The 8404-nt window shown below is 71.5% G+C and carries 10 protein-coding genes; 5 read left to right on the top strand and 5 right to left on the bottom strand.

Annotated elements, in window-relative coordinates; genetic code table 11:
• The first annotated feature begins 67 nt into the window (after positions 1-67).
• The gene (locus VEA62_RS15900) at positions 68-523 is read left to right on the top strand and encodes a DUF805 domain-containing protein (protein ID WP_324823627.1); all 456 of its coding nucleotides are present in this window, start codon (positions 68-70) and stop codon (positions 521-523) included.
• An 8-nt stretch (positions 524-531) separates the two neighbouring features.
• Here VEA62_RS15900 and trpC read toward each other — a convergent pair whose 3' ends face one another.
• The 3 genes from trpC to VEA62_RS15915 are packed head-to-tail and all read right to left on the bottom strand — an operon-like array spanning position 532 to position 2946.
• Positions 532-1323: an indole-3-glycerol phosphate synthase TrpC gene (gene trpC, locus VEA62_RS15905; RefSeq protein WP_324823628.1), complete on the bottom strand. Its 792-nt coding sequence runs from the start codon at positions 1321-1323 to the stop codon at positions 532-534.
• Complete coding sequence (trpD, locus tag VEA62_RS15910) at positions 1320-2354, bottom strand: anthranilate phosphoribosyltransferase (RefSeq protein ID WP_324823629.1); 1035 nt, start codon at positions 2352-2354, stop codon at positions 1320-1322. The genes trpC and trpD overlap by 4 nt, the downstream gene beginning before the upstream one ends.
• Position 2355: 1 nt before the next feature.
• The gene (locus tag VEA62_RS15915) at positions 2356-2946 is read right to left on the bottom strand and encodes an aminodeoxychorismate/anthranilate synthase component II (RefSeq protein WP_324823630.1); all 591 of its coding nucleotides are present in this window, start codon (positions 2944-2946) and stop codon (positions 2356-2358) included.
• Between the two features lie 104 nt (positions 2947-3050).
• Here VEA62_RS15915 and VEA62_RS15920 point away from each other — a divergent pair, with 104 nt between their 5' ends.
• Positions 3051-3245, top strand: coding sequence for a peptidoglycan-binding protein (locus VEA62_RS15920; RefSeq protein WP_324823631.1), 195 nt, complete (start codon positions 3051-3053; stop codon positions 3243-3245).
• Here VEA62_RS15920 and trpE read toward each other — a convergent pair.
• Together trpE and VEA62_RS15930 are read right to left on the bottom strand one after the other, a co-directional pair.
• Positions 3221-4735, bottom strand: coding sequence for an anthranilate synthase component I (gene trpE / locus VEA62_RS15925; RefSeq protein ID WP_324823632.1), 1515 nt, complete (start codon positions 4733-4735; stop codon positions 3221-3223). The two genes, VEA62_RS15920 and trpE, sit on opposite strands and share 25 nt — an antisense overlap.
• Positions 4732-6648, bottom strand: a complete 1917-nt coding sequence (locus VEA62_RS15930; RefSeq protein WP_324823633.1) for a peptidylprolyl isomerase — start codon at positions 6646-6648, stop codon at positions 4732-4734. The genes trpE and VEA62_RS15930 overlap by 4 nt, the downstream gene beginning before the upstream one ends.
• A 151-nt stretch (positions 6649-6799) precedes the next feature.
• On the opposite strand from VEA62_RS15930, the gene tpiA reads away from it, so the two are divergent.
• The 3 genes from tpiA to VEA62_RS15945 form a co-directional block, all read left to right on the top strand.
• Positions 6800-7552 carry a triose-phosphate isomerase gene (gene tpiA, locus VEA62_RS15935; RefSeq protein ID WP_324823634.1) on the top strand — a complete coding sequence of 251 codons (753 nt, stop codon included), beginning with the start codon at positions 6800-6802 and terminating at the stop codon, positions 7550-7552.
• A gap of 225 nt (positions 7553-7777) precedes the next feature.
• The gene (gene secG, locus VEA62_RS15940) at positions 7778-8212 is read left to right on the top strand and encodes a preprotein translocase subunit SecG (RefSeq protein WP_324823635.1); all 435 of its coding nucleotides are present in this window, start codon (positions 7778-7780) and stop codon (positions 8210-8212) included.
• 88 nt (positions 8213-8300) lie between these two features.
• A partial coding sequence (locus VEA62_RS15945) for a hypothetical protein (protein ID WP_324823651.1) occupies positions 8301-8404 on the top strand: 104 nt, incomplete at its 3' end.

The following is an 8404-nucleotide window of genomic DNA, read 5'->3' on the forward strand; positions in this document are numbered from 1 at the left end:
GGGGCCAGCCTGAGGCGGAACGACGGGAGGGGGCATGAGAGACTGGCATATTGGCGCTGCAAGGTCCGTGATTCACACGGTGTATTGCACCTTCACGTTCAGCGGGCGTTCGCGGGCGATGGAGGTGGTCTACTATTGGCTCGCCTCAATGCTCGCCGGCTTCCTGATCAGCTTCCTGAGGGCGCCTCTGCCTTGGGACGTGGACTGGGTCGCACGCTCCGCCAGCGACATCGTCCTCGGCCTGCCCTTCTTCGCCCTGTTCGCAAGGCGAATGCACGACCAGGGTTTCTCAGCGTGGTGGACGCTGCTCCTGCTGCCCCTTCCTCTGATCAACCTCTACCAGTCGTATCGGGCGGTCTTCGCCGTGCGAAATCCGTCCTGGCTGCACGAGCCCGGGCCATTGGACGGTTGGGTCCCGTGGTTCCTCGGGTTGGCCCTCGTTCTCATGGTGCTGTTCCTGCTGCCCGGTACGCGCGGGCCGAACCGCTACGGACCTGATTCGAGAAACGCGGCCGCCACCTGACCCACGGGTCAGCCCATCAGCGCCCGCGTCGCCGCCTCGACATCCGCCTGCCGCATCAGGCTCTCGCCGACCAGCACCGCCTGGCAGTGCGCCGCCGACACCCGCGCCACATCCTCCGGGGTGAAGATCCCGCTCTCGGCGACCAGCAGCGCCCGCACCGGGCTCAGCATGGCCAGCCGCTCGGTGACCGCCAGATCGACCTCGAACGTCCGCAGCGAGCGGTTGTTGATCCCCACCAGATCGCCGCCCAGCCTGCAGGCGCGGGCCATCTCGGCCTCGTCGTGGGTCTCGATCAGGGCGTCCATGCCGAACCGCACCGCCTCGGCCAGCAGGTCGGCGGCGAGGGCGTCGTCGATCATGGCGAGGATGATCAGGATGCAGTCCGCCCCCAGCGCCCGGCTCTCGGCTGCCTGCCACGGGTCGACGAGGAAGTCCTTGCGCAGGCAGGGCAGGGCGGTCGCCTCGCGCGCGGCGCCCAGGAAGGCGTCGTCCCCCTGGAAGCTCGGCCCGTCGGTCAGCACCGACAGGCACGACGCCCCGCCGCGCTCGTAGGCCATGGCCAGCGCCGGCGGATCGAAGTCGGCGCGGATCAGACCCTTCGACGGGCTGGCCTTCTTGATCTCGGCGATCAGGGCCGGGCGGCCGGTCTCCGCGAACCGGCGCTCCAGCGCCGCCCGGAAGCCCCGCGGCGGCGACGCCAGCTTCGCCCGCGCCTCGACGGCGTCCTGCGACAGCGCCGCCTTGCGGCCCGCCACATCCTCGCGCTTGTAGGCGGCGATCCGCTCCAGCACGTCGCTCACGCCGGCTCTTCCTCGATCGGCGCATTGGTGGCCTCGACCAGCGCCGCCAGCGCGCGCGCCGCACGGCCGTCGTCGATCACGGCCGCCGCCAGCGCGGCGCCTTCGGCAAGGTCGCGGGCCCGGCCGGCGACGACCAGGGCCGCTGCGGCGTTGAGCAGGACGATGTCGCGATACGGGCCCCTGGCCCCGTCCAGCAGGGCCCGCAGCGCCGCCGCATTCTCTTCGGCGTCACCGCCGCGCAGGTCGGCGATGTCGGCCATGGGCAGGCCGGCGTCGTCCGGCGTGACGGTGAAGCGGCGGACCGCGCCGTCCTTCCACTCCGCCACCTCGGTGGGCCCCGTGGTGGTCAGCTCGTCCAGCCCCTGTCCGTGCACGACCCAGGCCCGTTCGGCCCCCAGCCGGCCCAGCACCTCGGCCAGCGGCTCCAGCATGCGCGGGTCGTAGACGCCCATCACCTGCCGCTTCGCATTCGCCGGATTGGACAGCGGCCCCAGCAGGTTGAACACCGTGCGGAAGCCGATCTCGGCCCGGACGGGCCCGACGTGGCGCATCGCCCCGTGGTAGGATGGCGCGAACAGGAAGGCGATGCCGGCCCGGTCCAGCGCCCGCAGCTGCTGCGCCGGAGTCGCGGCCAGGTTGACCCCCAGCACGGCCAGCACGTCCGACGAGCCCGACTTCGAGCTCATCGCCCGGTTGCCGTGCTTGGCTACCTTGAGCCCCGCGCCGGCCAGCACCAGGGCCGCCGCCGTGGAGATGTTGAAGGTGTGCTGCCCGTCGCCGCCGGTGCCGCAGGTGTCGATCACCTCATACGGATGGTCCAGGGTCAGCGCCGCCTCGCGCATGGCGGTGGCGAAGGCGGTGATCTCGCCCACCGTCTCGCCGCGGATGCGCAGGGCGGTCACCGCCGCGGCCACCTGCGCCGGCGTCGGCTCACCCCTCAGGCAGGCGGCGAAGAAATCGTGCGCCTCCGCGTCCGACAGCACGCGGCCGTCGACCAGCTTGGCCAGCAGGGGCTTGAATCCGTCCGCCACCTCAGACCATCGCCCGGCGCTTGACGTTGGCGAGGTCGAGGAAATTGGCCAGCAGGTCGTGGCCGTGCTCGGTGGCGATCGACTCGGGATGGAACTGCACGCCATGGATCGGCCGACTCTTGTGGGCCAGCCCCATGATCTCGCCGTCGGCGGTCCAGGCGGTGACCTCCAGCACGTCGGGCAGGGTCTCGCGCTTCACCGCCAGCGAGTGATAGCGGGTGGCCGTGAACGGTGAGGGGAGGCCGGCGAACACGCTCCTGCCCTCATGCTCGATCGGCGAGGTCTTGCCGTGCATCAGGCTCTTGGCCCGGATCACGTCGCCGCCGAACGCCTGGCCCATGGCCTGATGCCCCAGGCAAACCCCGAAGATCGGCATCTCCAGCGGCGCGCTGTCCAGCAGCGGCAGGCAGATGCCCGCCTCGTTCGGCGTGCACGGCCCCGGCGACAGCAGCACCGCCTCCGGCTTCAGCGCCAGCGCCTCGGCCGCGGTCAGGTCGTCGTTGCGCACCACGCGCGTCTCGGCGCCCAGTTCCGCGAGGTAGTGGACCAGGTTCCAGGTGAAGCTGTCGTAGTTGTCGACGACGAGGATCATGCTCCGGCTTCTAGGCGGTGCGGGGAGCCGCGCCAAGCGGGCTCTCGGGTAAGTCTTCGTTAACCACGATCGGGCGAACTGGAGTCTCCAGCGGAGGGGCTCGCATGGCCGACACCACCATCGAAAAGGCGCGCGTCCTGCTGGCGCCGCCGGTCCGGCGCGCCAGCGCCTGGGCCACGCTCGCGGCGGCGGCCCTGGCGGCGACGGCGGCCGTGATGATGGCGGGGGTGATGGTGCTGGGGCCGGGCGTCCGCTTCGAGGAGACCGTCGCGGCTCAGCCCGCGTTCCCGAACGGATAGCGCCAGGCGTCCTCCGCCGCGCCCATCGGGGCCCGGGCTTTGGCCTTCGTTTCCGCATATTCGGCCGCCGGATCGCTGTCGGCCACCACGCCCGCCCCCGCCTGCACGTGGATCTTGCCGTCGGCGAACAGGGCGGTCCTCAGCACGATGCAGATGTCCGCCTCGCCCCCGGCCGAGATGTAGCCGACGCCCCCGCCATAGCCGACGCCGCGCTTCTCGCCTTCCAGCTCGTCGATGATCTCCATCGCCCTCACCTTGGGCGCGCCGGACAGTGTCCCGGCGGGCAGGGCGGCCAGCAGGGTGTCGACCGCGTCCAGCTTCGGGTCCGCCTGCCCCTGCACGTCGGAAACGATATGCATGACAGAGCTGTAGCGCTCGACCTTGAAGCTTTCGGTGACCTCGACAGTGCCCGGCGCGGCGACGCGGCCGACATCGTTGCGGCCCAGGTCGAGCAGCATCAGGTGCTCGGCCAGTTCCTTCGGATCCGCCAGCAGTTCGGCCTCAAGGGCGCGGTCCTGCTCCGGCGTCTCGCCGCGCGGCCGCGTGCCCGCCAGCGGTCGGATGGTCACCCGCCCGTCCTTCAGCCGCACCAGGATCTCCGGGCTCGACCCGGCCAGCTGGAAGTCGCCGAAGTCGAGGAAGAACAGATAGGGCGACGGATTGCGGCGGCGCAGCGAGCGGTAGAAGGCGAACGGATCGTCGTCCCAGGGCGCCGCGAAGCGATGGCTCAGCACCACCTGGAAGATGTCGCCGGCGGCGATGTAGTCCTTGGCCTTGGCCACCATGGCCCCGAAGGCGGCTTCGTCCACCGGCGAGCGGAACGGCGGGACCGGCCTCTCCACCGCGGCCGGAATGGCGGGCAGGGGGGCGCGCAGCTCGGCCTCGAAGGCGTCCAGCCGGGCCACGGCGGCGTCGAAGGCCGCGTCCGCGCTCATGCCGCTGTCCGGATACGCCGCCGAGACCAGCACGATCTCGTGCTTCACCGAATCGAAGATCGCCACCAGCGCCGGCCGCGTCAGCACCGCGTCCGGCAGGTCCAGCGGATCGGGATTGGGCGGCCCCAGCGGCTCCAGCAGCCGCACCATGTCGTAGCCGAACACCCCGAACAGGCCGGCGGCCATCGGCGGCAGGTCGTCCGGCAGCTCGAGGCGCGATGACGCGATCAGGCGGCGCAGGGAGGCCAGGGGATCGCCCGCCGCGGCCGTCCAGACGCCCGCCCCCACGTCCGCGCCGCGCGCCAGCTCGGCCCGGCCGTCACGGCAGCGCCAGACGACGTCCGGTTCGCGGGTGATGATCGAATAGCGCCCGTTGACCGCGCCGCCCTCCACCGATTCCAGCAGGAAGGCGTGGGTGCGGCCATGCCCGACCTTGAGGAAGGCCGAGACCGGCGTCTCGAGGTCGTCGACGAGACGCCGCACGACGACGCGCGGCCGGCCCCCGGACCAGCTCGCGGCGAAGTCGGCCCGCGCCGCGCCCGCGTCTGTCCTCATCGCCCCGCGGGTCGCGCCGGCGCCGCCGGCGTGGCCGCGAGGCCCAGCGCCTGACGCGCCAGTTCCACGTCGGTCGTCGCCTTCATCCGGTCGGTGGCCGCGGTCACGGCGGCCGCGAACAGCGGATCGCCCGTCGCGGCGCCGACACGGGCCCGCCATTGTTGGGCCTCCTCGGCGACAAGGGCGGCCGTGGGCGCGATGATGCGGTCGACGCGGCCGATCACGATGGCGTCCTGGGACTGGGGCTGGTCGAAGGGCTGGCCGCGCCCGGTGTTGAACAGGCCGCCGATCACGGCCTCGCCGTACCGCTGAACGGTTTCCTCGTTCTGTTTCAGGCCCGCGCCGCTGGTGACGGTCGCGCCGACGGAGGCGGCGACGGCGGCGATGTCCTCGCCCCGGCGCAGCCGCGCCGTCAGCGCGTCGGTCCTGGCCGAGAGCAGGCGGACGTTCTCGCGCGCCATCCATTCCCGGGTGACCCGCTCGCGCACGGTGGCCAGCGCGGGCATGGCGGCCGGGATGACGTTGTCCACGCGCACCAGGAAATAGTCGCCCTCGCCAAGGGCGGTCGGCTCGCCGGCGCGGCCCTTGGCGAGTTTCCACATCGCCTCCAGCACCTGGGCCGGAACGTTGAGCTGCTGGCCCTCGCTATTGCGGCCCTCCCGGGTGACGGCCGGAATGGGGACGATCCGGGCGCCGACCTGGCGGACGGCCTCGTCGACGCTCTTGCCCTCGCGGCGGGCGGCCTCGAAGGCCTCGACGCGGCGGGCGATGGCGCCGCGGGCTTCCTGGCCCCGAAGCTCCTCGACGATCTGGTCGCGGACGTCGGCGAGGGCGACTTCGCGGCCGGGCGTGACGCCGGTGACCTTGGCGACCACGAAGCCGACGCGGGCCTGCACCGGGGCCGACACCTCGTCGACGTTGAGGCCGAACACGGCTCCGGCGACGGCCGGGTCGCTGATCGCGCTGCGCGGCGTGTCGGCGAAATCAACCGGCCGCAGGTCGTTGGCCTGGCCGACGGCGGCGGGGGCCTGACCGGCGCGCAGGGCGGCGGCGATCCGGTCCGCGGCGGCGCGCGTGGGCGCCGTCAGGGTGACGAAGGTGCGCCGCTCGGGAACCGACAGGGCGTTCTTGCGGAACTCGAACCGCGCCTGGATCTTCTCGTCGCTGATGGCGATGTTCTGGTCGGCCGGGTTGCTGAAGATGACCAGCGAACCGGTGCGCAGCTCCGGAGTCCGCAGCCGGGCGGCGTTCTGGCTCATGTAGGAGGTCAGCTGGGCGTCGGTCGGCGCCGGGGCGGTTCCCGCCATGGCCTGGGTCAGCACGAACCAGCGCCCGTCGCGGGCCTGCTGGGTAAGGTTGGCGTACACGGCGCCGTAGACGCGCGGCAGGCGCATGCCGGCGACCAGGGCCGACCCGTAGTGAGCCCGGCTGTACTCGTCCCGGGCCTGCTGCTCGACCAGTTCAGGCGTCAGCTTCGCCTCGGCCAGTTTGGTCCGGTAGAGGGTCTCGGAGAACTGGTTGGTGACGGGATCGAAGAATTCGGGGACGACCCTGATCTGGCGCAGCACCAGTTCGTTGCCGGGCCGGATGCCGGCCTTCCAGGCCCAGGCGAAGAAGCCGAGCTCCTCGGCCCGCGACCTCAGAATGGAGCCAAGGTCGACGCCGGCGAGCGCCTCCTCATAGGTGACCGCGCGTCCTTGCTGAGCCTGGATCTGTTCCAGCTGGCGATCCATGGCCGTGCGGAACTCCTGCGGGCTCATGCTGCGGTCGCCGGCCGAGACGACCTTGGGCGCCTGCAGGCTGCCCAGGATGTCCGTCTGCGCGCCGCCGGTGATCAGCAGGCCCAGCGCCGTGAGGACCAGCAGGCCCATCGCGAACTTGGACCTCGCGAAATTGCGGAAGATGGAGATCATGGGCGAGCGGTCCTGGCGGTGACGACGACGATAGTCGCTTCGGCCTATAGGGGGTGACGGGCCAGCACGGCAAGACAATGGCGAAGCCCCGGCCGCGCGACGGGGCGCCAGACGGCTTGGCTTGGCCAAAACCTCCGCCTAGAGAGGCCGGATGAAACAATCCGTGAAACTGATCGCCGGCAACTGGAAGATGAACGGCCTCACGGCCGATCTCAACGCCGTGGTCCATGACCTGAAGCTCGCGCTCCGGACGGAGCCTGCCGCGTGCCGCGTGGCCATCTGCCCGCCGGCGACCCTGATCAGCCGGATGGCCGACGCTGTCCGGGGTCACGCGATCGAGGTCGGAGGCCAGGACTGCCGGCCCGAGAGTCACGGCGCCTACACCGGCGGCGTCTCGGCGGCGATGCTCGTGGACGCCGGGGCCCGCCTGGTGATCGTCGGCCATTCCGAGCGCCGTCAGGAGTTCCGCGAGACGGACCTGCTGGTCTCGGCCAAGGCCGAGGCCGCCGTCGGGGCCGGTCTCGCGCCGATCGTCTGCGTCGGCGAGACGCTGGAACAGCGTGAGGCGGGCAGGGCGGTCGAGGTGGTGCGCGGTCAGGTGATGAATTCCCTGCCCCAGGCCGTGACGGGCCGGGATTTCGCGGTCGCCTACGAGCCTGTCTGGGCGATCGGCACGGGTCTGACCCCGACGCTGGAGCAGATCGAGGAGGTCCACCGGGCCGTCCGCGCCGCCATGCTGGAGCGTCTGGGCCTCGGCAGCGCCGCGGCGCCCATCCTCTACGGCGGCTCGGTCAAGCCGGACAACGCCCGCGACATCCTCGCCGTGCCCGAGGTCGGGGGCGCCCTCGTCGGCGGAGCCTCGCTCAACGCCGCCGACTTCCTGCCGATCATCCGCGCCGCGTAAGGCAACAGGCGCCAGGCAGCAGTCGATCGAGCTTGACCCGCCAGGCCGACCCGGCTCCCCGCTGTTGCCTGTTGCCTGTTGCCTGTTGCCTGTTGCCTGTTGCCTGTTGCCTGTTGCCTGTTGCCTGTTGCCTGCTGCCTCACACCTCCGTTTGCTCCCGCTCCCCAACGATGATAGACGCCGCCGCTTGATCGGCGCGGCCTCGCGCCACACATATCGGCTGCCATGCTCCAGACCATTCTTCTCGTCGCCATGATCCTCATCTCGGTCGCGCTCGCCGGCGTGATCCTGATTCAGCGTTCCGAGGGCGGCGCCCTGGGCATGGGCGGCGGACCGTCGGGCTTCATGACCGCGCGCGGCGCCGGCAACCTGCTGACGGTGACGACCTGGTGGCTCGCCGTCGCCTTCTTCGCCTGCGCCATCGGCCTGACCATCGTCGGCAACATCAGCCGCTCCAACCAGTCGATCGTCGACGGCGAGGCCATTGGCGCCCTGGCCGCCCCGACCGGCGCGGCCTCGTCGGAGACTCCCGCCGGGGATACGGCCCCGACTCCGGCCCAGCCGGCCGGTCCGTCGCTGGACGACTTCCTGAGCTCCACGCCGGCGGCCAGCCCCGCTCCGGCCCAGCCGGCGCCGGCCCAGTCCGCACCGGCGCAATAAGGTGGGCGGGGCGTTTATCCCCGCCTTCCTCTCCCGCCCTCATAGTCTCCGCATTACGCCGCCCGAATCGGCGGTAGAGTGATCTCCCATGGCCCGTTACGTGTTCATCACCGGCGGCGTGGTTTCCTCATTGGGAAAAGGCCTCGCCTCCGCCGCTCTCGGCGCGCTCCTGCAGGCGCGCGGCTACAAGGT

This window comes from Brevundimonas sp. (genome assembly GCF_035627475.1).
GTDB lineage: Bacteria > Pseudomonadota > Alphaproteobacteria > Caulobacterales > Caulobacteraceae > Brevundimonas.

Bases quoted from the DNA above. Each gene is read 5' to 3' on its own strand.
- VEA62_RS15915 (WP_324823630.1), bottom strand. From the start codon at position 2,946: ATGATCCTCGTCGTCGACAACTACGACAGCTTCACCTGGAACCTGGTC.
- VEA62_RS15920 (WP_324823631.1), top strand. From the start codon at position 3,051: ATGGCCGACACCACCATCGAAAAGGCGCGCGTCCTGCTGGCGCCGCCG.
- trpE (WP_324823632.1), bottom strand. From the start codon at position 4,735: ATGAGGACAGACGCGGGCGCGGCGCGGGCCGACTTCGCCGCGAGCTGG.
- VEA62_RS15930 (WP_324823633.1), bottom strand. From the start codon at position 6,648: ATGATCTCCATCTTCCGCAATTTCGCGAGGTCCAAGTTCGCGATGGGC.
- tpiA (WP_324823634.1), top strand. From the start codon at position 6,800: ATGAAACAATCCGTGAAACTGATCGCCGGCAACTGGAAGATGAACGGC.
- secG (WP_324823635.1), top strand. From the start codon at position 7,778: ATGCTCCAGACCATTCTTCTCGTCGCCATGATCCTCATCTCGGTCGCG.